We start from the raw sequence: 22,444 nt of genomic DNA, 5'->3' as shown, positions 1-22,444 counted from the left end.
GCACCGGCGATCCGCTGCCGCGGCGTGATCGACAGGATGGGCACACCGCGACAGCACCTCTCTCACCTGGAGATAGTCCGATGAAACTGGCAGCCGCCGGCCTCGCTCTCGCCACCCTCCTCGTGGCCACGCCCGCCCAGGCGGCCACGCCGACCCCGGCACCCACGCCGAGCGCCTGCCCGCCGCCGGTTGTCATCCAGCCCGACCCGGACGCGCCCACCCCACCGATCAACAGCGTGGCGTTGCAGCAGTCCATCGCCGGGCTGCCCGCGGCCGACGCCACCGCCGCGATCGTCCGGGTGGGCGGCAGCAAGGGCTCGTGGAAGGGCGTGACCGGCGTGGCCGGCCTCACCTCCCGGCGCAAGGCGTCGGCGCACGTACGGTTCCGCGCGGGCAGCGTGACCAAGATGTTCACCACCGCCGTGGTGCTGCAACTCGTGGCCGAGGGCAGGATCTCGCTCGACGACGCGGTCCAGGACCACCTGCCCGGCCTGTTGCCCGATTCCTACCCCAAGGTGCAGGTCGGCCAGCTGCTCAACCACACCAGCGGGCTGCCGTCGCCCACCCTGCCCGAGACGTTCGACTGGGTCTACCGGACCCGGTTCAAGACCTGGACGCCGGAGGAGTACGTCGCACTGGCCGTCCGCAGCCCGATCGAGTTCCCGCCCGGCACCCGGCAGCACTACCTCAACATCAACACGTTCGTGGCCGGGCTGCTGATCGAGAAGGTCACCGGGCGCTCGTACGAGCACGAGGTCACCTCCAGGATCTTGCGCCCGGCCGGCATGCGCGACAGCTACCTGCCCGGCGCCTCGCCGCGCATCCGCGGCCCGCACCACCAGGGCTACCAGGTGGTCCCCGCGGGCTTCCAGAACGCCATCGCCTTCGGTGACGGCCACGTGGTCGACATGACCACCACCAGCGTCACCTCGACCTGGGCCTCGGGCGACCTCATCTCCACCGCCGCGGACCTGGAGAAGTTCGTCAAGGCGCTGTTCACCGGAAAGCTCGTCCCCAAGGCGCACCTGGAGCCGATGTTCACCGTGCCGGACGTGAAGATGCACGACAAGTGCGGCAACCAGCCCGCCGTCTACACCTCCGGCATGACGAGGCTCGTGCTGCCGGGCGGGATCGTCGCCTACGGTAAGACCGGCGCCCGCTACGGGTATGCCGCGGGGGTCGGCGCGACCCGCGACCTGAGCCGTACCCTGGTCTACTCGGTCAACTCCACCGACGCCAAGGCCTCCGGCCAGAACCAGCGAACCCTCCGCATCGCGCTGGCCGCCTTCTCCTAGGAACGTGGTGGCCGAGGTCTGGCTCTGGTGATCTCACAACGTGCAGACCAGCGTGAGGACCTGGAACTCGCGTTCCATCGCGCGACCGGCGATCCCGACGAGTTCTCCTGTCCCGGAGTTCGGGACGATGCTTCCTTCGCTGCTCTGCTCGGCTCCATCGGCCAGCCCCCAGTGCTGGATGACGAAGGTGCCCTGGCGGCCGTCGAGCGTGCCTTCGATGCGCTCCGAGGCGACGTAGCCACCGCCGGCGTCGCCTTGGGCTGTGAGCACTTCGGCGACGCCCGTTCCTTCGATCACGCCCTGGTAGCGCTTTCGGATCGTGACCCGGGTCAGCTTGGGCGCCTCGGCGCGCTCGTCATACACGTTCTCGTCGAACTCAGCGATCTCGAACGTCGCCTTGACGGTGCGCTCCACCTGCGGGTCACTCATGGTGGCTCGATTCCCGCGTGCTGGAACCGTGGTGTGCTGGAAGCGCGAGTGGATCATCGGCTCCGGGGCGCGGGCGCGCGTTCTCCAGATGGTCGATGCTGCCGGACATGATCGTGCGGACGTGCTCGCTGATGTGCTGGAGCGGCCAGTCCCACCAGGCCAGGGCGAGGAGGCGGTCGATGTCGGCGTCGCTGTAGCGGCGGCGGATGAGCCTGGCCGGGTTGCCGCCGACGATGCCGTAGTCGGGCACGTCGTCGACGACCACGGCCCCGGAGGCGATGATCGCTCCGTGCCCGATGCGGACGCCGGGCATCACCATGGACCGATAGCCGAACCAGACGTCATTTCCCACTACGGTGTCACCCCGTCCGGGCAGGCCGGTGATGAGGTCGAAGTGCTCGGCCCAGGAACCACCCATGATCGGGAAAGGGAACGTCGAGGGGCCGTCCATGCGGTGATTGGCGCCGTTCATGATGAACCGTACGCCCTCGCCAAGCGCGCAGAACTTCCCGATGATCAGCTTTTCCGGCCCATAGTGGTAGAGCACGTTGCGGATCTCGAAGGCGGTCGGATCATCCGGATCGTCGTAGTAGGAGAACTCCCCGACCTCGATCAGCGGCGAGGTGATCAGCGGCTTCAGCAGCACCAGCCTCGGCTGCCCGGGCATGGGATGCACCACGGTTGGATCGGCGGGAACAGCGGATGTCACGAATCGTCCCTTCCTGAAGGTTGTCTCGCGGGTGCCGCAAGTACACCTGCGCCATGTCTGTTTGAACCGGATAACGGGACTGGCCGTCCCGTATGACAGTGCTCAGCGTGCGGGAAACGTCCCTTCATTGTCAAACCAAACGTCCCGTCCCGGTATGGTGGCATCATGAACGCCCGCCGCCGCTCCGACGACCGGACCGAAACGATCATGCAGACCGCGCTCGACCTGGCCCTCGAGGTCGGCTACGCCAAGCTCAGCATGGAGGCGGTCGCCGCCCGGGCCGGCGTCGGCAAAGACACCATCTACCGCCGATGGCCCTCCAAGGCCCTGCTGTTCCTCGACGCGGTTCTCAGCTCAAGAACCACAGGCCTGGAACATCCCTACACCGGCGACATCGTGGCCGATCTGCGCGAGGTGATGCACCGGGCCGTCGACCTGCTGGCCCGGCCGCCATGGGGACCGCTGTACCGAGACCTGATAGGAGAGGCACAGCACACCCCCGAAGTCGCCGCCGCCCTCAACGAACGCTTCATCCGGCCACAGACGGCCGACACCCTGGCCCGCCTCAAGGCCGCCCAAGAGCAAGGGCAGCTCGCCCCCGATTTCGACCTGGACCTGGCCTTCGAGATCCTGTCAGGACCGCTGTACTACAGGCTGCTCATCACACACGAGCCGCTGACGCCCGCCTACCTCGACCGCGTGCTCCAAGCGGTCCTCGCCGGCATGGGCCCTCGACCATGACCCGCTCGCTGCTGGGCCTGGCCGATCATCTGCACGCGCTCGGGGTCGGCCGGGTGGTCATGGAAGCCACGTGCATTGGGCTCGTTTCAACCTGAAATCGCAGATCAGGGGTCTTGCCTGATTGTGGTCGGGTGCCAGCGGCCCCGACACTCGAACCCGCGCCGGATCCTGCATCAACGTCTCCTCCCACGCCAGGGAGAATTCGATTGATCATGCCGTCGTTATGCTGACCTGGCGGCCACAGCCACGTCACACACCCGCGACCACGTCATCCGCGTTCTGACGATCATCCGCGCCAAAGCGGCCGGCATGAGCCTGGAGCAGATCCGCGAGATCCTCACCGTCTCCGGCCAGGCCGAGCGCCAGGCACTCCTCCAGCGGCACCACGCGGAACTGGAACGCCGGCTTCACGAAATATCGGCCTCCAAGGCGCTCATCGAGCACCTCATGCAGTGCACAGCAGACGACTTCACCCACTGCCCGGACTACCGGCGCATAGCGGAGACCGCGGCCGGACCCCAGAACCACCACAAGAACGGGTGCGTGATGTGAGACACCGCCATGCTCACGTTCTTCCGCCCTCGGCCCGCAACTGCCGGACCTCCGTTCTACAGCGAGGCCCCTTCCAGGCCACCAGGAACGCTCTCAGGCGCCTCGGAGACAGTCTCAACGGGGAGGACCGCTGCACTTCGCTGCTGCACAAAGATCAAAAGGGCCACTCCCGCGTGTGGGGTGTGGCCCTTGACGTTGGTGGGCGATACTGGGATCGAACCAGTGACCTCTTCGGTGTGAACGAAGCGCTCTCCCGCTGAGCTAATCGCCCGCCCTGCCGGTCCCTCGCGGTGCCGACGGGAAAAACCATACCGCACTCCGGCACCTGCTGGCGAAGCGAATGTGATCGGGAGGGGCGCCGGGGGGATGGCGAGGGAGGGATTCAGGTGAAAGGCGGCGGTTGCCCACCGGCGGCACGGGTCGGTGACATACCATCGTCGTGTTCCGGAACGCATCGGTCGCGATCTTTTCGCGAGAAACGTTCATGGTCGGCGCCGCCGGGGCAGGATCCACAGCACGCAAAACCCTTGCAAATACGACCCGATTGATGCCGTTTAGCCTGGTAGATGCCTAAATGTCCAGCTGTGATGTGCGTTACAGAAGGCCCCTGGAGCGGAATCTTTCCTACAGGTTTCTTCGTTCCGCGTCATAGCTCAGGACGAAGTCCGTCAGAGCAGTGAAAGCCCCGTAGAGGGGACCTACGACGAAAAGGTTTGGCTGACGATGAACAGCACCACCGTCTCCGCCGAGCTTGGCCTTCGGCTTGTGGTCCCCGACCGTACTACCGTCCCCCTGCTCGCCGGACTGAGCTACACGGCCGACGATCCGTACGCCATCCGCATGGCCTTCCACGTAGGGAACGACGAGCCGGTCGAGTGGATCTTCGCCCGCGAGTTGCTGACCGTGGGCATCGTGAGGCGTGTCGGCGACGGCGACGTACAGGTCTGGCCGGCGCGCGCCGACGGTGAGCGCACGCTCCATATCAGCCTGACGTCCCCCTTCGGGCAGGCGCTTTTCGAGGTGCCGCTGGCCCCGCTCACCGAGTTCCTGCACCGCACCTACGAGAAGGTGCCGGCCGGTCGCGAGACCGACTTCATGGATCTGGACGCCGAGCTGACGAACATGCTCTGGCCCTCCTGAGCGTCCTCAAGGCCAAGGCATCCCCGTACGACACGACTCCGCGCACCGGCAGGCAGACTGAGGCCCGCCCGCCACCGCCCGGGGTCGTCCGTTTTCAGCGGATTGATTCCAGGGCCTTCCTCATGCGGGCGATCTCGATGCTCTGCCCGGAATAGACGTCCTTGGCCAGCAGCCGCATGCGCTGGTCGCGCCCGCCGGCCAGTTCCTCTCCCGCCATCTTCACCGCGCCCTCATGGTGCCTGGTCATCAGCTGCAGGAACATGCGGTCGAAGGCGCTCCCCTTGGCGGCGCGCAGCGCGTTCAGCTCCTCCTGTGACGCCATTCCGTACCCGGCCGCCTGGTCGTGCGCGTGCCCGGCCGGGGCCGAGCGGCCCAGTTCGGCGAGCCAGCCGGTCATGGCCTTGATCTCCGGGGTCTGGGCGGCCGCGATCGAGCCGGCGAACGCGTGGATGACCGGCGTCGTGGTGCGGTCCTTCACCAGGGAGGTCATTTCCAGAGCCTGGCGGTGGTGGGGGATCATGGCCTCCGCGAAGCGCACGTCCGACGCCACCGCCGGCTTCGCGCTCTGCCCGACCCGCTCTCCCGGCGTCGCCGTACGGGCCGGCGCTCCCGGGCTTCCCGGCACCAGGACGGGCGCGTCCGTGCCGACCGGCGAGGGCTCGCGTACGGGCTCCTCAGAGCAGGCTGCAAGGGCGAATATCGCCATAACCGTGACGAAGGCCGTACGCATCCACGAACCTGCTGACATAGCTTCCATAGTGGACTACGAGACAAAGGGGTTACGCGTTGATCTCTGCCAAGTTGCGCGGAGCAGTGTTGTGCACGGTGCTTCTGCTGGCCTCCGCGTGCGCGGCGGGCCCGCAGGCTGAAGAGCCGCCGGCGACACCCGCGACCACACTGCAGGAGACCAGCGCTCCAGCCAGCAAGGCCACCGGCACCGCCGGGGGTAGCGGCGTCATGACCAGCGACAACGTCAAGCAGGTCGCCCACGTGCGGAAGACCGCCCCGTTCGACGGGGCGGACGATATCAACACCGATTTGGCCTTCCAGGGCGACTACGCCTATGTGGGAAACTTTGGCGGTTTTTCCATCTATGACATCAGCGACCCCACGAAGCCGCAGGTCGTGAGCCAGGTGGCCTGCCCGGGACAGCAGAACGACGTCACCATCTACGAAGACCTGCTGATCCTGTCCATCGACGAGCCGATGAGCGGCCCCGAGTGCGACGCGGGCGACGACGAGCGCTCCTGGGAGGGGCTGCGGATCTTCGATGTGAGCGACAAGAAGAGTCCGCGGTACGTCGGCGCCGTCCAGACCGAGTGCGGCTCGCACACCCACACGATGGTGCCCGGTCAGGACAGCCTGTACGTGTACGTCTCCTCGCCCGGCCCCGAGCCCGACTCGGAGACCTGCCCGTCCCCGCACGAACTCCTTCAAGTCGTAGAAGTCCCGCTAGGGTCGCCCCAATCCGCAAAAGTCGTGTCGAAGCCGAACATCTTCCCTGATCGTCAGGCCGCCGAATTCGCCTCCGGCTGCCACGACATCACCGCCTACCCCGAGAAGAGGGTGGCCGCGGCCGCCTGCTTCGGCGACGGCGTGCTCCTCGACATCTCCGACCCGGTGAACCCGAAGGTCCTCCAGCAGCTCACCGACACCCAGAACTTCTCGATCTGGCACTCGGCGACGTTCAACAACGACGGGACGAAGGTCGTGTTCAGCGACGAGCTGGGCGGCGGCGGCATGGCCACGTGCGACCGCAACACCCCGGATACCAAGGGCGCCAACGCCGTCTACGACCTGGTGAACGGCAAGCTGGAGCGTCGCGGCTACTTCAAGATCCCGAGGGAGCAGCAGAAGAACGAGAACTGCGTGGCCCACAACGGCTCGCTGATCCCGGTGCCCGGCAAGGACATCATGGTGCAGTCGTGGTACCAGGGCGGCGTGTCGATCTGGGACTTCACCGACTCGGCGAACCCCAAGGAGATCGGCTTCTTCGAGCGCGGCCCGGCCCGGCAGGGCGGCATCGCGGGCTCCTGGTCGGCCTACTACTACAACGGCTACATCTACTCCAGCGACATCATGGAGGGCCTGGACGTCCTGGAGATCGACGACCCGCTCACCGACCCGGCCAAGAAGGTCAAAATGGACGACTTCAACGTCCAGACCCAGAAGAGCTACTGAATCCACTGGTGGGTCCGCTACTGGGTCCACTATTCGGGCCAGCAGTGCGTCGACCGCGTCGCCGCCCCCGCAATGGCGGCGCCGTCGAGACGCACCGGCTCCGGTGCGATGCCGGCCCACGGCCATTCCACGGTCAGCAGGAAGTCCTGGGGCGGCGGCAGCGGGAACAACCACAAGGGCATCTGGTAGAGAGTGAAGGACGCGTCGCCGCGCACGCCCCCGGGAAACCAGGAGAGGTGCGGCGGCGCGCAATTGTGGTCCTTGCCCGAGTCGACCTCGACCCCGTCCGCGTAGCGCAGCGAGACGTGCAGCGACGTGCTCTCCTCGCCCGAGAACGCCGAGTCGAGCTGCAGTGCGAGCCCGCGCGGGGCCATGGCCTTGCGGGCCACGACGTCGAGGCTGAGCAGGCAGCCCGAGGCGTACACCTGGATCATCGGGAGCAGGACGGCCAGGGCCGGAGTACGCGCGAGCACGCGCTCGACCGAGACGATCGCACCCATTTCAGAAATCGGCGGCAACGGCGCGCCGCCATCCCCACTCATCTGACCTCACCGTTGATCGGAGGCGATGTTGCGGGGATCTTAGCGCCGCCGATCGATGCCGCGCGAGAAGAACGCCCGAATATAGAGCGAATGTAGAAGCCCCGCCCCTGGTGCGGGCGGGGCCGGGAGGATCAGGGGTCCAGGTCGGCGGCCGAGCGCTCGGCGAAGACGCGCATGGCCTTGGTGGTGATCGGACCGGGCGCGACCGGCAGTTCGGTGTCGTCCACCAGCTTGATCGGCTGGACGTCGCGGGTGGTGGAGGTGAGGAACGCCTCCTCGGCCTCGTACAGGGCCGACAGCGGGACGTCGGTCTCCTCGCCGCCGCACCACTCCAGCACCAGAGCCCGGGTGACGCCGGCCAGGCAACCGGAGTCCAAGGTCGGGGTGAGCAGGCGGCCGCCGCGGACGATGAAGATGTTGGAGCCGGTGCCCTCGCAGAGGTTGCCCGCGAGGTTGCCGAAGATCGCCTCACCGCCGCCGCGCTTCTTGGCGTGCAGGAGGGCCTTGGCGTTGTCGCCGTACGAGGTGCTCTTGACGCCGGACAGGGCGCCGCGCTCGTTGCGCGGCCACGGGACGACGGCGACGTTGGCGGTGGCGGGGAACGACTTCTGCTCGTCCACGATGACGACCGAGGTCGTGCCCTGGTCGCCGCGGTCGGAGCCGAGCGGGCCCGGGCCGCTGGTGTAGGTGACCCGGATGCGGCCCAGCTCCCAGGCGGGCGCGGCCTCCAGGCACCTGGCCACGCCGTCGGCGATGGCCTCGGCGTCGGGCTCGGGCAGGTCCATGCGCTGGGCGGAGAGCTTGAGCCGGTCGAGATGCCTGGTGAGCGCGAACGCCTTCCCGTTCACGATCTTGATGGTCTCGAACACGCCGTCGCCGACCATCAGCCCGTGGTCGAAGACCGAGACGGTGGCCCGCGCGGGGTCGATCAGCTCCCCGTTGACCCAGACAGGGATGTTCATTCAGTCTCCTCCTGTGGATGCCAGAGCGATGAGCCTGGCTGCCTTGAGCTCGGTCTCGAGCCATTCGCGCCCGGGGTCGCTGCCCCACGTGATGCCCGCTCCCGTGCCGAACCGGATCTCGCCTTCGCCGTGAGCCAGGGCCGAGATCCAGAATGTCCTGATGCCCACGGCCAGCGCCGCCCGCTTCCGGTCGGCGTCGACCCAGCCCACGGCCCCACAGTACGGCCCGCGGGGTGCTGGTTCGAGCTCATTGATGATGCGCAGGGCCGACGACTTGGGCGCGCCCGTGACGGATCCGGGCGGGAAGGTCGCGGCGAACAACTCGGGCCAGCCCGCCCCGGGCGCCAGCCGGGCGCGCACGGTGGAGACGAGGTGGACGAGCCCGGGGTGCGCCTCGACCGCGCAGAGCGACGGCACCTCGACGGAGCCGACGGCGGCGACCCGGCCCAGGTCGTTGCGGACGAGGTCGACGATCATGACGTTCTCGGCGTAGTCCTTGTCGAGCAGGTCGCCGGCGGTGGCGCCGGTGCCCTTGATCGGCTTGGACTCGACGACGTCGCCGTCACGCGACAGGTAGAGCTCCGGCGACGCCGACACCACGCTGAGCCCGGGGATCCGGATCACGCCGGCGTACGGCGCGGGATTCCCCGAGGCGAGCCTGGCGGCCAGGGCGAGGGGGTCGGCGTCGCGCGGGACGGGCGCGGTCAGGATGCGGCACAGGTTCGCCTGGTAGACCTCGCCCTGCTCGATGTAGTCGCGGATGGTCCGCACGCCGCGCTCGTAGGCGTCCCGGTCGAGCGAGCTGCGCCACTGGCCGGCGTGCGGCCCGTGCCAGGGGGCGGCCGGCCTGGGCAGGGAAGCCTGACGCACCCGGTCGAACCGGGCGCACGTCACCTTGCCCTCGTAGTCGGCGACGACGGCCCACCAGCCTTCGCCGTCGAGCGCGGCGAGGTCGGAGGTCACGTCCCGTAGTCCGGTGGCGAGAGTGTGACCTAAGTGGGCGAAGCCGTCGTACACGCCTTCCATTCTCCCAGCAATTCGACGAGTTCGAGCGCGGCGGGCAGAGGATCGCCCGGCAGGGCCGCGTACACCTTGCGCGCCGGCGCCATCCCGCGCAGCGGCCGCAACACCAGATCCCGGGGTACGGCCCGCACCGCCAGCTCCGGCACGAGCGTCACGCCGAGCCCGGCGGCGACGAATCCGAACTTGCCCGACCACCCGGCCACCCTCAGCCCGCTGCGCGGCGTGAAGCCGGCGGCCGCGCACGCGGTGACCAGCAGCGTGGGCTGCCCGTGCGGGGCCGCCTCGATCCACGACTCCTCGGCCAGGTCGCGCAGGTCCACGTCGGGGTCGCCGGCCAGCCGGTGGCCGCCGGGCAGCGCGACGAACAGCCGGTCCTCGCCCAGCGGCACGGTGCGCGGCGCGTCGGCGGGCAGCCCGGCCGGATAGTCGCTGATCACCGCCACGTCCAGAGCCCCGGCGCGCAGCCGCTCCATCAGCCACCCGGTGAGCCCTTCGACCAGGCGCAGCTCGACGCCTGGCCGCCGCTCGGCGAACCGCTTGAGTGTGCCGGGCACCAGGTCCACGTTGGCGGCGGCGAACGCGCCCACGCGCAGCGTCCCGCCCCGGCCGTCGTGGATGGCGGCCAGCTCCTCGCCCGCGCGTTCGAGCCGGTCCAGGACCGCGACGGCGTGGCGATGCAGGGCGGCCCCGGCGGGCGTCAGGCGTACTCCCCGGGCGAGGCGCTCGAAGAGCGGCCCGCCGGCGGCGCGCTCCAGCGCCGCGACGCGGCGGGAGACCGCCGACTGGGTGTATCCGAGCAGCTCGGCGGCGGCGGTGAACGATCCGCTCTGGGCCACCTCGTCGAAGAGGCGGAGGGCGGCGGTGTCAAAGGCATTCACGTCAAGCATGGCTGGTATGCAATCTAGTCGGTGGTGGAATACCTCGCATCCGGGTTCACTGGGGCGCGTGATTGCTTTTCTTGGACAGGGACGCATGGGCGTCCCCATGGCCCGGCGGCTCGTGGCGGCCGGGCACGAGGTGACGACGTGGCGGCGCGGGACGGGCGTGTCCGCGGCCGCGGCGGTGGAGAACGCGGATCTGGTCATCACCATGCTCAGCGACCCGGCCGCGGTGCGGGAGGTGCTGGGGGCGGCGCTGCCGGGGCTGCGGCCCGGCGCGACGGTGGTCGAGATGTCCACGATCGGGCCCGAGGCGGTGCGGGAGCTGCGGGAGCTGCTGCCCGCGTCGGTGGGGCTGGTGGACGCGCCGGTGCTGGGCAGCGTGGGACCGGCGGCCGAGGGAACGCTGACCGTGCTGGCCGGCGGCGACCTGTCGGGGTGCCGCGAGGTGCTGTCGGTGTTCGGATCCGTGCGGGAGGCCGGGCCTCTGGGGGCGGGCGCGGCCATGAAGATCGCCGTCATGAGCGCGATCGTGCCGGCGCAGGTGCTGCTGGCCGAGACGTACGCGTACGGCGCGGCGCACGGCGTGGACCGCGAGGCGCTCATCGACGTGCTGGCCGGGACCCCGCTCGGCGTCCTGGCCGAGCGGCTGCGGACGCCTTCCGCGCACACCCGTTACTCCCTGGCCCACGCCACCAAGGATCTGGAGCTGGGGGCCTGGGAGGGCGCGTCGCTGGCCACGGCCGCCAGGAAGCGGCTGCAGGAGGCGCGGGCGGCCGGGCTGGGCGACCGCGACCTGACCGCCATCGCCGGCCACGTCGGGGGCGGGCCCGCGTCCCGCGCCGTGCCGCTCAACCTCTCGACGATTCCCGCGACGAACGGCATGTACTCGCATGCCGTCCGCGTAGGCGACACGCTCTACGTCTCCGGCGTGGCGGCCTTCGACGAGAGCGGGAAGGTGGTCGGCGAGGGCTCCATGGCGGCCCAGGCCGAGTACGTCTTCCAGGTCGTCGAACGCATCCTGGCCGACCAGGGAGCCGCGTTCGACGACATCGCGTTCATCAGGACGTACCTGACGGACATGGACCGGCGCGCCGAGTACGGCGCGGTACGCCGCAAGCACATCACCGGCACGCCCCCGGCCAGCACCACCGTGGAGGTGTCGAAGCTGTTCATGCCGGGGCTGCTGCTCGAGGTGGACCTGATCGTGGCCCTGCCCTCGATCAGGCCAGCGGCCCTGTGACGGACTCGGCGGCCGCCACCACGCCGCCGTCGGCCACCAGGCGTACGGCGCAGTCGATCTCCGGCGCCAGGAACCGGTCGGGGCCCGGGGCGGGCACGGTCTCACGCAGCGCCCTCACCACGGCGCCCGTGGCCGGCGCGGGCTCCAGGGGGGCGCGCAGGTCGATCGCGCGGGCGGCGGTGAGGACCTCGATCGCCAGCACGCGGGTGAGCCCGTCGATCGACCTGCGCAACTTGCGCGCGGCCGACCAGCCCATGGACACGTGGTCCTCCTGCATGGCCGAGCTGGGGATGGAGTCCACGCTCGCGGGCACGGCCAGCCGCTTCAGCTCGGAGACGATGGCGGCCTGCGTGTATTGAGCGATCATGTGGCCGGAGTCCACGCCGGGGTCGTGGGCCAGGAACGCGGGCAGCCCGTGGTTGCGGGCCACGTCCAGGAACCGGTCGGTGCGGCGCTCGGACATCGAGGCCAGGTCGGCGGCCACGACGGCCAGGAAGTCCAGGACGTACGCGATGGGCGCGCCGTGGAAGTTGCCGTTGGACTCGACGCGGCCGTCGGCGAGCACGGCCGGGTTGTCGACGGCGCTGGCCAGCTCCCACCCGGCCACGGTGGCGGCGTGCGCGATCGTGTCGCGGGCGGCGCCGGCGACCTGCGGCGCGCAGCGCAGCGAGTAGGCGTCCTGGACGCGGGTGCAGGCCTCCGGGTCGCGGTGGCTCGCCATGATGCCCGAGTCATGGAGAATTTTCGTCATATTGGCGGCGGACAGCGCCTGCCCGGGGTGCGGGCGCAGCGCCTGCAGCTCGGGCATGAACACCCGGTCGGTGCCCAGCAGCGCCTCCACGCTCATCGCGGCGCTCACGTCCGCCGTCCTGACCAGCCTGGTGAGGTCCTCGATGGCGAGGACGAGCATGCCGAGCATGCCGTCGGTGCCGTTGATGAGCGCCAGGCCCTCCTTGGCGGCCAGCTCGACCGGCTCGATGCGGGCCTGTTTGAGCGCCTCCTCCGCGGGCTGGATCTTGCCGTCCTTGTCGCGTACGACGCCCTCGCCCATGAGCGTGAGCGCGACGTGCGCGAGCGGCGCCAGGTCGCCGGAGCAGCCCAGGCTGCCGTACTCGTGCACGATCGGCGTGATCCCCGCGCTGATCAGCGCGGCCAGGGTCTTGGCGGTGTTCGGCCTGATGCCGGTGTGGCCGGAGGCCAGGGTGCGCAGGCGCAGCAGCATGAGCGCGCGCACGACCTCGGTCTCCACCTCGGGGCCGCTGCCGGCCGCGTGGGAGCGCACGAGGGAGCGCTGGAGCTGGGTACGCAGCGCCGGGTCGATGTGCCGGGTGGCCAGCGCCCCGAACCCGGTCGAGACGCCGTACGCGGGCACCGGGCTCTCGGCCAGCTCGTCCACCCGCTGGCGGGCGGCGGCCATGGCGGCCACGGCGTCGTCGGTGAGCCGCACGGCGGCCCCGTGCCGGGCCACGTCGATCAGGTCATGGAAGGTCAGGGGCTCGGGGCCTACGTTCACGACTCCGTTGTCGCGCATGGTGGTTCTCTCTCGCTGTTAGGTAACTGGCGTATGCGATGTTAGCTCCTTACTTGGGAACACTTTCGACAGCCCCTCCCTGCCCTCGTCGGTGAGGATCACCGCCCTCGGCACGGTCCCCCTTCGGTACCAGCCGCGGGAGAACAGCGCCTCGGTGACCGCCGCGCCCAGCGCGCCGCCGAGGTGCGACCTGCGCTCGGTCCAGTCCAGGCACTCGGGGGCGAAGCGGCGCCTCGACCGCCGCGCGGCCGCCACGTCCACGCCGAGCCCGGCCAGCAGCCGCTCCCCCTCGCCGGTCAGGTCGCAGGCCGCGTAGTAGCCGCCCGCCCTGAGCCCGTCGAGCAGCCCCACGCCGGCGCGCCCGGCCAGGTGGTCGTAGCAGGTGCGGGCCTCCTCCAGCAGCCTGGCCTGCCGGGACTGGCGCAGGGACCGCACCGGCGGCCGGGCGCTGATCCTGGCCAGCACCTCCAGCACCTCGGCCACCTCGTGACCGGCCAGCCGGTAGTAGCGGTGGCGGCCCTGGCGCACGACGTCCACCAGCCGGCCGTCGAGCAGCCTGGCCAGGTGCGCGCTCGCGGTGGCGGCGCTCACGCCGGCGATCCTGGCCAGCTCGCCGGCCGCCAGCGCCCGCCCGTCGAGCAGCGCCGTCAGGATGGCCGCCCGGGTCGGGTCCGCGATGAGCGCGGCGACGGGCGCGATGTCGGCGTCGCGAGCGATGTGTTCCATGCCGACGACGCTAGTACGCCGACATTTCGCCCAGCGTCGAAGGATGCCCTCAGCCCTTGCCGAGGGCTTTGCGGATCACCTCACGGGCCCGGTCCATGATCGCCAGGGGCGGCCCCATCAGCAGATTCTTGACGGCGGTTTCCGTGCCGGGATGCGGCCGCACCGGCGCGAGGGTCTCGGCCGCCCGGACCGCCGCCGCCATGGCCCGCCTCTCGGCCGTGGAGGTGCAGGCACGCAGCCTGGCGAACTCGTAGCGCTCCTCGCCCCGCGCGTGCATCATGACGGCGGTGCGCAGCTCGGTCAGGCGCTCCCAGAACCGCGAGTGGTCCACGCCGTCCCGGTGCAGGTCGAGGAGGAGCCGCTTGGCGTGGTTCTCCTCGCCCAGCCGGTCGGCGACCACGCCCTGCCCGTTGTCGAGCTTCCTGCGCGCGTACGGGTGGACGATCTCCTCCTCGGCGGTCTCGTGCACCGAGAGCATCCGCGTCAGCCGTCCGAACGCCTCCTCCACCTTGTCCGGGGATGCCTGCTCGACCTCGTCGAACAGGTCCCTGATCCGCCCGTGCTGTGCCATGAGCAGCTCGATCACATCTTGTTCAGCCACGCTGGCGCCCTACCCGGGGGCCGCGGCGGGCACGCGCTTCCTTACCGAACCCGGGCCTTCCCGGGACGCAACGCGGAGGTTGCCCGCCAGGCCCCCGGGTACGGGCGGCGACATGGCCTTCGATCCGTTGCAGGAGCGGGGTATCCCGCTGGACGACCAGCTCGCCCGCCACTGCCCCGGCACCGACCTCAAACGGCAGCTCGCGCGGGTGCGTTACATCGAGGCCCAGCAGCAGAAGGCGGTCAACTGGCTGCTGCCCGGGGTGTCCTCGGTGCTGGAGACCACCATCGCCTACGAGCAGGTCGCGGTGGACCTGACCGCGTGGGTGGCCCGCATGGAGCCGGATCCGTATCTGCGCCAGGCCTACGAGTTCGGCGTGCTGGAGGACTTCGACCACCTGTACCGCTACGCCAACCTGTACGAGATGATCGAGCACCGCAAGGCCGAGAAGATCGTCGACAACCTGACCGAGGTCATGCCGGGACGGCCGACGTACCTGCACCACCGGGACGGCCGCGACAACGTGCGGCAGCCGTACGACAGGAGCCGGACCGAGCCGTTGTCCCGCCTGCACGCGCTCACGATCATGTCCGCCGAGCAGCAGACCATGAACTACTACATGAACGTGGGCCCCACGCAGATGGAGCCGATCGCGCGGCAGCTCTACCAGGAGATCGGGCTGATCGAGGAGGAGCACGTCACCCACTACGAGTCGCTGGTCGACCCGGGCGAGAGCTGGTGGGAGCGGCTGCTCAACCACGAGTACAACGAGTGCTATCTCTACTACTCCTTCATGGAGACCGAGTCCGACCCGAAGGTGAAGAGCATCTGGGAGCTGCACCTCAACATGGAGCTGGAGCACCTGCGGCTGGCCGCCGAGCTGTTCAAGCGGTTCGACGGCCGCGACCCCGATCAGGTCCTGGCCCCCGCCCTGCCGCCGCCCGTGACGTTCGAGCCGAACAAGCGGTTCATCCGCCACCTGATCGCCACCCAGATCGATCAGACGACGCTCGGGACCGGCTACGTGCGCGAGGCCCACGAACGCTTCGAGCGGATGCAGCGGGCCGTCATGGACGGGGAGCGGCCGCCGTCGGAGCGGGTCATCGACCACAACCGAGCCGTCTCCGGCCGGGAGTACCGCCTGCAGACCGAAGGGCCGCACCCGGCGGGCCTGCAGCCGAGCCGCTGAAGACGGCTAGAGTCGAGCGTCATGACAAGAGTCGCCCTCGTCACCGGAGCCTCCCGCGGCCTGGGCGCGGTGATCGCGCGCCGGCTGGCCGCCGACGGCCTGGCCGTCGCCGTCAACTCCCACCGGGACATCGCAGGCATGGAGCAGGTGGTGGCCGGGATCCGCGCCGCGGGCGGCACCGCTGAGGCGTACCCGGCCGACATCACGGACGAGGCCGGCGTAGCGGACCTGGCCGCCCGGGTGGCCGAGCGGTTAGGCCCGGTGGACGTGCTGGTGGCCAACGCGACCGGGCCGCAACCGTCCATCCCCCTGGCGGAGCTCACTTGGGAAGACCACCTCGACCAGCTCCGCTTCTTCGTCAAGAGCCCCACGCTGCTGGTTCAGTCGGTGTTGCCCGGCATGCGGGAGCGGGGCGGCGGCCGGGTGATCCAGATCGGCTCCGACATCGTGGACCGCAACCTGCCCGGCATGTCGGCGTACATCGCGGCCAAGGGCGCACAACACGCGATGACCGAGGCGTGGGCGCGCGAGCTGGGCCCGTACGGGATCACGGTCAACGTCGTCGCCCCCGGCTGGATCCCGGTGGAGCGGCACGCGGACCTCGACCAGAGCGGCTACGTGGCGGAGGTGCCGCTGCGCCGGATGGGCACGCCCGCGGACGTGGCTGCGGCGGTGTCGTTCCTGGCCTCGGACGGGGGCGCGTTCATCACCGGCCAGCGGGTCACGGTCAACGGCGGTCACAGCTGAGCGGGCGGCGGTATTCCAGTTTGGGGACTGGGCCAGGATTCGCTAGAGTTCTCTCGTCGCCCGGCGCGAGCGGGGCGAAGGCGGAAGTGGCTCAGTGGTAGAGCATCACCTTGCCAAGGTGAGGGTCGCGGGTTCGAATCCCGTCTTCCGCTCGGAGCTTCCGGCTCGGTGGCGTGGCCGAGAGGCGAGGCAGCGGCCTGCAAAGCCGTCCACACGGGTTCAAATCCCGTCGCCACCTCACAAGGACGATTAGCTCAGCGGGAGAGCGCTTCCCTGACACGGAAGAGGTCACTGGTTCAATCCCAGTATCGTCCACCAGGCTCCATGGCGGACCAGGTCCGACCCGGTCACGCGGGAGATGAAGCCCCAGCTCACGGCACACGCCGCGAGTCTGGGGCTTCGTCGTTCCGGTTGATCACAGGTGCTGCCGGCACCGGTGGTGCTGACCCGGCGCTCCGGCCGGCCCGGCTGCTCCGCCGGCGGTGTGCGAATCCAGGGTCGTGAGCCCGCCCGCGTGGCACGCGGGCGCGCTCACCCGCCGGTCACTTCCCGGTCACCACGATGCGCGAGGCGACCCCGTGCGGGCAGAGGACGGAACGTGGCGAAATCGACCCGCATGTTCCTGCTCGCGGCCGCGAGTTGCGCGCTGATCGTCTCGGGCCTGTGCGCCCTGCCGCCCGTGGGCGGGTTCCTGCTCGGCCGGCCGTTCGCGGGGGCGCTGGTCTTCCCCGGCCTGGGCGGGGGATCGGTGGTGATCACGGCGGCGGCCCTGGCGGGGTTCTCCGTGACGGTCACGGCCGGGGCTTATGTCGTGTTCAGATGGTCGGGGTTCGGCGCGTCGGGGGTCGGGCTGGTGGTGTGCTGGTGCCTGGCGGGCGGGCCGGCCGGGGTGCTCACGGTGCTGGCGTGGGCGCGGGCGCGGGAGGCCGCGTTCGCCGGTCCCGCGACGTACGCCGCGTCCTGGGGGATGGCGACGGCGCTGGTGGCCGCGCTGGCGGCGCTGGCCGTGACGCGTACGCTGCCCGCCGCTGCCCCGGAACCCGCGAAACCATCGGAGATCGCGAAGCCCGCGAAAGCCACCAAACCCGCGAAGGCCACCAAACCCGCGAAGGCCACCAAGCCCGCGAAGGGCGCCCAGTCCGCGAAGGCCCTAGAGGTCGCGAAGCGGGCGTTCCGGCCGCGCCGGTGGGTGCTGCCGTTCCTGGTGGTGGGCTGGGCGGTGGTGTGGAGCGTTCTCATCCGGGACCGGGAGCCGCTGCTGGCCTGGCTGCCGCTGTCGCTGGGCTACTTCCACCAGGTGGCCGTGGTGCTGGCGGCCATCGTGGCGAGCTATTTGGAGGGGGCTCTGCGGCGGCGATTACCGGTGGAGGGGCGGCCTGGGCGGGCGTTCGTGCTGGCGTGGATCGCGCTGTGCGCGGCGCCCATCGTGTACGCGGCCGTCGTCGCCATCGATCGCGGCATGCGGGAACTGCTGCTCGCCGCCCCGCTCGACGCGGCCTGGGCGGTGGAGTACGCCCGCGACATCGGGGCGACGCTGGTCGCCGAGCCGGCCCAGATCGCGGTGCCGCCACTGTTGCTCGCGCTGGCCGGCACCGGGCTCCAGATCGTGCTCCCCGGCAGGGAGCGGCCGGCAGCGGCGCCGGATCCGGTGCGGCCCGATCGGCGGTGGAGCCTGCTCGTGGCGGGGGCGGCGCTCGCCCTGACGTACTTCTGCCTGGCCGTCACGTCGCGGTACACGCTGCTGACGCGGCGGACGTACGACGCCGAGACTCCGCTGGTCGCACGGGCGCTCGCCTTTCTCGCGCCGCCCGACCCCGTGCTGGGCACGACCGCCATGGTCTGGTTGTGGGCCGTGGCGGCGGTGTTCGGGGTGTCGGCGGCGGTCCTGGTGTACGTCGCGGTGCGCGGGCAGCTCGTGCGGCTCTTCCCCGCGTCCGACTACCTGCTGCTGCTGGCGGCACTGGCGCTGGCGGCGGCGCTGGGCTGGAACGCGGGCAGCGTGATCGCCTACGCGGTGACCGGTGAGCGACTGCTGGGGATCTCGCCGGCCGGGGAGGCGGCGGTCTTCACGGGCCTCGTCGTGCCGGGGCTCGCCGCGCTGCTGTTCATCGTGCACTCGCAGGTCGGCCTCACCAGGTTCGTCCGGATCGTCGAGCTGGAGGGCGAGGAGACCTGGGGGAAGCTGGCCGAGCGGTACCGGGCCTGGAAGGAGGAGGCGCGCGAGCACGTCACGTCCCGGCGCGAGCGCGGGATGCTCGCGGCGCGGGCGGCCGGGGCGGCGCTGGTGGTGGCCGTGGTGGCGGGGGCCCTGCACGGGTTCGGCGTCGAGGCGGGCAGCGCCGTGCCCGCGCTGTCCGTCCGGCAGACGGCGTTGGAGAACCTCGCCGCCGGCCTCTACGTCCTGCTGCTGGCCGGGCTGGTCTACCTCGGCCTGGCCCGGTCGAACCTGGCGGAGCGCCGCCTGTCGCCCTGGCTGTCCGTGTGGGGGCTCTCGGTGGTGGCCGGCGGGCTGGCCCAGCTTCCGGTTGACCCCGTGGCGGGGCTGCAGGCGGGGTTCCTCGCCGGGCCGTTCGCGGCGGCCGGGCTGGTGGTGACGGTGCGGCGCACGGCCCTCCTGTACGCCGCCGCGCTGCTCCTGGTCGTCGCGGTGGTCCCCGCCGCGCGGCAGCCCGCCGGGCCTCAGCCGGTCACGATCGGCGAGGCCGTCTGGCGCGAGCAGCGGCCGCGGCTGACGGTCGACGTCTCCTACCCGCGTGCCACCGGCCGCGACGCGAAGCGGATCAACGCGGCGCTGTTCGCGCCGGTCGGCGAGCGCGTCGGGGACACCCTGCGGGACCTGCGCGCGAACCCGGCGGCCACCGGGGCGGTGACGGGGACCTACGTCCTGGTACGCGACGACGCGGAGATCGTCTCGGTCCGCTATCTCATGTCGGGCGAGCACCGGCGGGCCGTCACCTACGACGTCGCCGCGGGCCGGGCGCTCACCGTGCACGACATCTTCGCCCCGGTCGCGTTCACCCCGGAGGGCCGGCGGCGGATGGCGGACGCGCTGCGGTCTCTCATGCCGGCCCGGCAGAACCCGCGGACGGTGAGCGTGGACAACGAGCGCCTGCTGGTGAACCTGGGCAAGGGGGCGGTGGAGTTCACGTTCGGCCGCGGCTACTTCTGCGCCGGATGCGAGGCGTTCACCGTACGTGCCTCGCGTGAACGGCTGACAGGGCTGGTCACGGAGCACTCCTAGCGCGACGATCACCTCATGGACGCTCAGGAAATCGCCGACCGCCTCGAGATCGCCGACCTGCTGGCCCGCTACACCCGCGCCGTCGACTCCGGACAGTGGGACCTGCTCGACCGGGTGTTCAGCCAGGACGCGGTGATCGACTACACCTCGGCGGGCGGCATCAAGGGCACGCGGGACGAGGTCAAGGCGTGGCTGGCCGAGGTGCTCGCGCACTGGCCGGGCCGCCTGCACCTGATCGGCGCGCCCGCGATCGACTTCCGGGACGGCGAGGCGCACGTCAGCGCCCCTTTCACCGACACTCTCGCGCCGACGCGGGAGATGACCGACGCGGGCACCGAGGGTTTCCTGCACGGCGGCGGCTGGTACCACCACCGCATGCGGCGCACCCCGGACGGGTGGCGCAGCACGGAGCTGGTGGAGGAGCAGAGCTGGCGCACCGCCCGCTGAGCGGCCGGGCCCGGACGGGAGCCGTCAGGTAATTCCCTCGTCCAAGCTGTGCTCGGTCTGCGGGGCGCCGGCCGAGCGGATGCCGCCGGCGGTGCGGGAATGGACCTGCGGGTGCGGGGCGGTCCATGACCGGGATGTGAACGCCGCCCTACAGCCCGCTCTGACCTGCGAAGACGGCCGCGGCTACAGAGATATCTCGTTTGCGGTGAGACCGCCGGGGGCAGCGCGAGTGCGGGCAGTGTCCCCCTGCCCATCCCGGGTCGAAAGGCTGTGCGGCACATGGCATTCGCATTGGGTCTTCTCGGTCATGACATAGCGGTCGACTTAGGTACCGCGAACACTCTCGTGTACGTCCGCAGGAAGGGCATCGTGCTGAACGAGCCCTCCGTCATCGCGATCAACCTTCACAAGAACACCGTCGTGGCCGTCGGCAAGGCGGCCAAGCGCATGATGGGCCGTACTCCCCCGCACATCGCCACGATCAGGCCGCTCAAGGACGGCGTGATCGCGGACCTGGACGCGGCGGAGCGGATGCTTCGCATGTTCATCCAGAAGGCCCACCCCAGCAGGTTCCTGGCCAAGCCCCGCATCGTGGTGGCGGTGCCGAGCGGCACCACCTCCATCGAGCAGCGGGCGGTCAAGGAGGCCGCCTACGAGGCGGGCGCGCGGCGGGTGCACATCATCGAGGAGCCGATGGCCGCGGCGATCGGCGCCGGGCTGAAGGTCGGCGAGGCCACCGGCAACATGGTCGTCGACATCGGCGGCGGCACCACCGAGGTCGCCATCGTCTCCATGAGCGGCGTCGTGGTCGCCAAGTCGCTGCGCGTGGGCGGCGACGAGCTGGACGAGGCGATCATCACGTACGCCAAGAAGGAGCACGCGCTGCTGGTCGGCGACCGTACCGCCGAGCGACTGAAGATCGATCTGGGCATGGTGCGGCCCGCGCCCGCCCAGGGCGCCGAGATCGCTCCCCGGGGCAAGCACCGGGTGGGCGTCCCCGCCGGCGGCGGCCTGCCGCCGATCGTCGTCGAAGAGGAGGGGCTCGAGCCGCCGCCCGCCCCGAGCCGGTGGAACCCGTTCCGGTCCAGGCCCAAGCAGGTCGCCGCGCAGCCGGCCGCGGCTCCGCGGGCGATCGCCCCGGACGCCAGCGCCCCCGTACGCGGCCGCGACCTGGTCAGCGGGCTGCCGAAGACGGCGACGGTGACCTCGGAGGAGATCAGCGAGGCCATCGAGGACCAGGTGCAGAACATCATCGACGCCGTGCAGACGACGCTCGACCAGTGCCCGGCCGAGCTGGCCGGCGACCTGCTGGACAACGGCATCGTGCTGACCGGCGGCGGAGCGCTGCTGCGCGGTCTGGCCGAGCGCATGGGCCAGGCCACCGGCATGCCGATCAGGGTCGTGGACAAGCCGCTGTACTCGGTGGCGCTGGGCGCGGGCCGCTGCGTCGAGCGCTTCCAGGCGATGCGCGACGTCCTGCTGCCCGATTGGTCCCGGCGGTGAAGCGGACGATCGTCCTGCTCGTGCTCCTCGCCGGTGTCCTGCTCGTCGCGGTCGACCGTACGCTCATGCCGCTGGCACCGCTGCGCGCGGCGGGCTCCACGGTGTACGGCACGGTCCAGAGCGCGGTGGGCATGGTCACCCGGTCGGTCGGCGGCGAGGGCCGCCTGCGGGCACTGGAGCAGGAGAACGCCCGGCTGCGGGCGGTGGAGCAGGAGAACGTGCGCCTCCGGTCCGACCTGCGGTCGACCGGGGCGACCGGGGCGAAGAGCCAGGCGGCGGCGCGGTTGCAGGGTGTGGCCGCGCACGTGGTCGGGTTCGGGCAGGGCCAGAAGGTCTCCATCGACGCCGGCTCGGCGGCGGGCGTCGTACGCGACGTGACGGTGCTGAACGCCGACGGCCTCGTCGGCAAGGTCACCTGGGCGGGCCCGGCCACCGCGTCGGTGTCGCTGATCACCGATCCCGGCTCGTCGGTGGGCGCGCGCATGGCGGGCTCCGGCGAGCTGGGCGTGGTGACCGGGCTGCCGGGCGAGGGCCGGCTGCGGCTGAGCCTGTTCGACCCGAACGCGCCGCTCCAGGCCGGCGACGAGGTGGTGACGCTGGGCTCGGCGGGCGGGAGGCCGTACGTGGCGGGCCTGCCCATCGGCACGGTCGAGAAGGTCGAGAGCGTGCCGGGCGCGGCCACGCGCACGGCATTGGTGCGGCCGGCCGCCCGGCTGTCCGCCCTCGACCTGGTCGCGGTCGTCGTGCCCGCTCCCGGGAGGTGA

23 protein-coding genes and 4 tRNA genes are annotated in these 22,444 nt (G+C 70.8%); 16 read left to right on the top strand and 11 right to left on the bottom strand.

The annotated features are described in order from the left end of the window. Nucleotides 1-80: 80 nt before the first annotated feature. Nucleotides 81-1,295, top strand: coding sequence for a serine hydrolase domain-containing protein (locus ACIBX3_RS31940; protein WP_397123443.1), 1,215 nt, complete (start codon nucleotides 81-83; stop codon nucleotides 1,293-1,295). A 33-nt stretch (nucleotides 1,296-1,328) separates the two neighbouring features. Here ACIBX3_RS31940 and ACIBX3_RS31935 read toward each other — a convergent pair whose 3' ends face one another. Together ACIBX3_RS31935 and ACIBX3_RS31930 are read right to left on the bottom strand one after the other, a co-directional pair. Further along, on the bottom strand, nucleotides 1,329-1,709 hold the full coding sequence (locus ACIBX3_RS31935; RefSeq protein ID WP_397123441.1) for a DUF3224 domain-containing protein: 381 nt from the start codon (nucleotides 1,707-1,709) through the stop codon (nucleotides 1,329-1,331). Between the two features lie 7 nt (nucleotides 1,710-1,716). Next, nucleotides 1,717-2,391, bottom strand: coding sequence for a CatB-related O-acetyltransferase (locus ACIBX3_RS31930; protein WP_397123440.1), 675 nt, complete (start codon nucleotides 2,389-2,391; stop codon nucleotides 1,717-1,719). A 207-nt stretch (nucleotides 2,392-2,598) separates the two neighbouring features. Here ACIBX3_RS31930 and ACIBX3_RS31925 point away from each other — a divergent pair, with 207 nt between their 5' ends. Continuing rightward, nucleotides 2,599-3,174: a TetR/AcrR family transcriptional regulator gene (locus ACIBX3_RS31925; protein ID WP_397123438.1), complete on the top strand. Its 576-nt coding sequence runs from the start codon at nucleotides 2,599-2,601 to the stop codon at nucleotides 3,172-3,174. Between the two features lie 231 nt (nucleotides 3,175-3,405). Then, nucleotides 3,406-3,726 carry a MerR family DNA-binding protein gene (locus tag ACIBX3_RS31920; RefSeq protein ID WP_397123739.1) on the top strand — a complete coding sequence of 107 codons (321 nt, stop codon included), beginning with the start codon at nucleotides 3,406-3,408 and terminating at the stop codon, nucleotides 3,724-3,726. Nucleotides 3,727-3,922: 196 nt separating this feature from the next. Here the strand turns inward: ACIBX3_RS31920 and ACIBX3_RS31915 are convergent. Continuing rightward, nucleotides 3,923-3,997 (bottom strand) — tRNA-Val (locus ACIBX3_RS31915). Nucleotides 3,998-4,449: 452 nt separating this feature from the next. Here ACIBX3_RS31915 and ACIBX3_RS31910 point away from each other — a divergent pair. Then, the gene (locus ACIBX3_RS31910) at nucleotides 4,450-4,866 is read left to right on the top strand and encodes an SsgA family sporulation/cell division regulator (protein WP_020547189.1); all 417 of its coding nucleotides are present in this window, start codon (nucleotides 4,450-4,452) and stop codon (nucleotides 4,864-4,866) included. 94 nt (nucleotides 4,867-4,960) lie between these two features. Here ACIBX3_RS31910 and ACIBX3_RS31905 read toward each other — a convergent pair whose 3' ends face one another. Further along, on the bottom strand, nucleotides 4,961-5,614 hold the full coding sequence (locus tag ACIBX3_RS31905) for a DUF305 domain-containing protein (RefSeq protein WP_397123437.1): 654 nt from the start codon (nucleotides 5,612-5,614) through the stop codon (nucleotides 4,961-4,963). A gap of 65 nt (nucleotides 5,615-5,679) precedes the next feature. On the opposite strand from ACIBX3_RS31905, the gene ACIBX3_RS31900 reads away from it, so the two are divergent. Next, nucleotides 5,680-7,047, top strand: coding sequence for an LVIVD repeat-containing protein (locus tag ACIBX3_RS31900; protein WP_397123737.1), 1,368 nt, complete (start codon nucleotides 5,680-5,682; stop codon nucleotides 7,045-7,047). A 29-nt stretch (nucleotides 7,048-7,076) separates the two neighbouring features. Here ACIBX3_RS31900 and ACIBX3_RS31895 read toward each other — a convergent pair whose 3' ends face one another. From ACIBX3_RS31895 to ACIBX3_RS31880, 4 genes are all read right to left on the bottom strand, one after another. Continuing rightward, nucleotides 7,077-7,547, bottom strand: a complete 471-nt coding sequence (locus tag ACIBX3_RS31895) for a hypothetical protein (protein ID WP_397123435.1) — start codon at nucleotides 7,545-7,547, stop codon at nucleotides 7,077-7,079. Nucleotides 7,548-7,720: 173 nt separating this feature from the next. Then, on the bottom strand, nucleotides 7,721-8,551 hold the full coding sequence (locus tag ACIBX3_RS31890; protein WP_397123433.1) for an aminotransferase class IV: 831 nt from the start codon (nucleotides 8,549-8,551) through the stop codon (nucleotides 7,721-7,723). After that, nucleotides 8,552-9,577, bottom strand: coding sequence for a chorismate-binding protein (locus ACIBX3_RS31885; protein WP_397123432.1), 1,026 nt, complete (start codon nucleotides 9,575-9,577; stop codon nucleotides 8,552-8,554). Then, nucleotides 9,544-10,461, bottom strand: a complete 918-nt coding sequence (locus tag ACIBX3_RS31880) for a LysR family transcriptional regulator (protein ID WP_397123430.1) — start codon at nucleotides 10,459-10,461, stop codon at nucleotides 9,544-9,546. The genes ACIBX3_RS31885 and ACIBX3_RS31880 overlap by 34 nt, the downstream gene beginning before the upstream one ends. 58 nt (nucleotides 10,462-10,519) lie before the next feature. Between ACIBX3_RS31880 and ACIBX3_RS31875 the strand changes: the two genes are divergently transcribed. Continuing rightward, nucleotides 10,520-11,695 carry an NAD(P)-binding domain-containing protein gene (locus tag ACIBX3_RS31875; protein WP_397123428.1) on the top strand — a complete coding sequence of 392 codons (1,176 nt, stop codon included), beginning with the start codon at nucleotides 10,520-10,522 and terminating at the stop codon, nucleotides 11,693-11,695. On the opposite strand, the gene hutH is transcribed toward ACIBX3_RS31875, so the two are convergent. From hutH to ACIBX3_RS31860, 3 genes are read right to left on the bottom strand one after another with little or no spacing between them, the layout of a single operon-like run. Further along, nucleotides 11,676-13,226 carry a histidine ammonia-lyase gene (gene hutH / locus ACIBX3_RS31870; RefSeq protein WP_397123426.1) on the bottom strand — a complete coding sequence of 517 codons (1,551 nt, stop codon included), beginning with the start codon at nucleotides 13,224-13,226 and terminating at the stop codon, nucleotides 11,676-11,678. The genes ACIBX3_RS31875 and hutH overlap by 20 nt on opposite strands. Nucleotides 13,227-13,244: 18 nt before the next feature. After that, on the bottom strand, nucleotides 13,245-13,952 hold the full coding sequence (locus tag ACIBX3_RS31865) for an ArsR/SmtB family transcription factor (RefSeq protein WP_397123425.1): 708 nt from the start codon (nucleotides 13,950-13,952) through the stop codon (nucleotides 13,245-13,247). Between the two features lie 49 nt (nucleotides 13,953-14,001). Further along, nucleotides 14,002-14,553 (bottom strand): hemerythrin domain-containing protein, encoded by a 552-nt coding sequence (locus tag ACIBX3_RS31860; protein WP_397123423.1) that lies wholly within the window; start codon nucleotides 14,551-14,553, stop codon nucleotides 14,002-14,004. Between the two features lie 112 nt (nucleotides 14,554-14,665). Here ACIBX3_RS31860 and ACIBX3_RS31855 point away from each other — a divergent pair, with 112 nt between their 5' ends. The 10 genes from ACIBX3_RS31855 (at nucleotide 14,666) to mreC (ending at nucleotide 22,444) form a co-directional block, all read left to right on the top strand. After that, complete coding sequence (locus ACIBX3_RS31855) at nucleotides 14,666-15,742, top strand: hypothetical protein (protein ID WP_397123421.1); 1,077 nt, start codon at nucleotides 14,666-14,668, stop codon at nucleotides 15,740-15,742. A 21-nt stretch (nucleotides 15,743-15,763) separates the two neighbouring features. Beyond that, nucleotides 15,764-16,489: an SDR family NAD(P)-dependent oxidoreductase gene (locus ACIBX3_RS31850; protein ID WP_397123419.1), complete on the top strand. Its 726-nt coding sequence runs from the start codon at nucleotides 15,764-15,766 to the stop codon at nucleotides 16,487-16,489. 80 nt (nucleotides 16,490-16,569) lie between these two features. Continuing rightward, a tRNA-Gly gene (locus ACIBX3_RS31845) sits at nucleotides 16,570-16,641 on the top strand. Nucleotides 16,642-16,656: 15 nt separating this feature from the next. Then, nucleotides 16,657-16,727: transfer RNA gene (locus ACIBX3_RS31840), tRNA-Cys, on the top strand. 5 nt (nucleotides 16,728-16,732) lie between these two features. Further along, a tRNA-Val gene (locus ACIBX3_RS31835) sits at nucleotides 16,733-16,807 on the top strand. A 280-nt stretch (nucleotides 16,808-17,087) separates the two neighbouring features. After that, the gene (locus ACIBX3_RS31830) at nucleotides 17,088-19,730 is read left to right on the top strand and encodes a hypothetical protein (RefSeq protein ID WP_397123417.1); all 2,643 of its coding nucleotides are present in this window, start codon (nucleotides 17,088-17,090) and stop codon (nucleotides 19,728-19,730) included. 15 nt (nucleotides 19,731-19,745) lie between these two features. Beyond that, entirely contained in the window at nucleotides 19,746-20,177 is a 432-nt protein-coding gene (locus ACIBX3_RS31825; protein ID WP_397123415.1) for a nuclear transport factor 2 family protein, read from the top strand. 31 nt (nucleotides 20,178-20,208) lie between these two features. Then, nucleotides 20,209-20,493, top strand: coding sequence for a zinc ribbon domain-containing protein (locus tag ACIBX3_RS31820; protein ID WP_397123735.1), 285 nt, complete (start codon nucleotides 20,209-20,211; stop codon nucleotides 20,491-20,493). Then, nucleotides 20,457-21,680, top strand: coding sequence for a rod shape-determining protein (locus ACIBX3_RS31815; RefSeq protein ID WP_397123413.1), 1,224 nt, complete (start codon nucleotides 20,457-20,459; stop codon nucleotides 21,678-21,680). Before ACIBX3_RS31820 ends, ACIBX3_RS31815 begins: the two co-directional genes overlap by 37 nt. Next, on the top strand, nucleotides 21,677-22,444 hold the full coding sequence (gene mreC / locus ACIBX3_RS31810; RefSeq protein WP_397123411.1) for a rod shape-determining protein MreC: 768 nt from the start codon (nucleotides 21,677-21,679) through the stop codon (nucleotides 22,442-22,444). Before ACIBX3_RS31815 ends, mreC begins: the two co-directional genes overlap by 4 nt.

The organism is Nonomuraea sp. NPDC049480 (assembly GCF_044465905.1).
Taxonomy (GTDB): domain Bacteria; phylum Actinomycetota; class Actinomycetes; order Streptosporangiales; family Streptosporangiaceae; genus Nonomuraea.
This window is presented reverse-complemented; position numbering and strand designations above follow the sequence as displayed.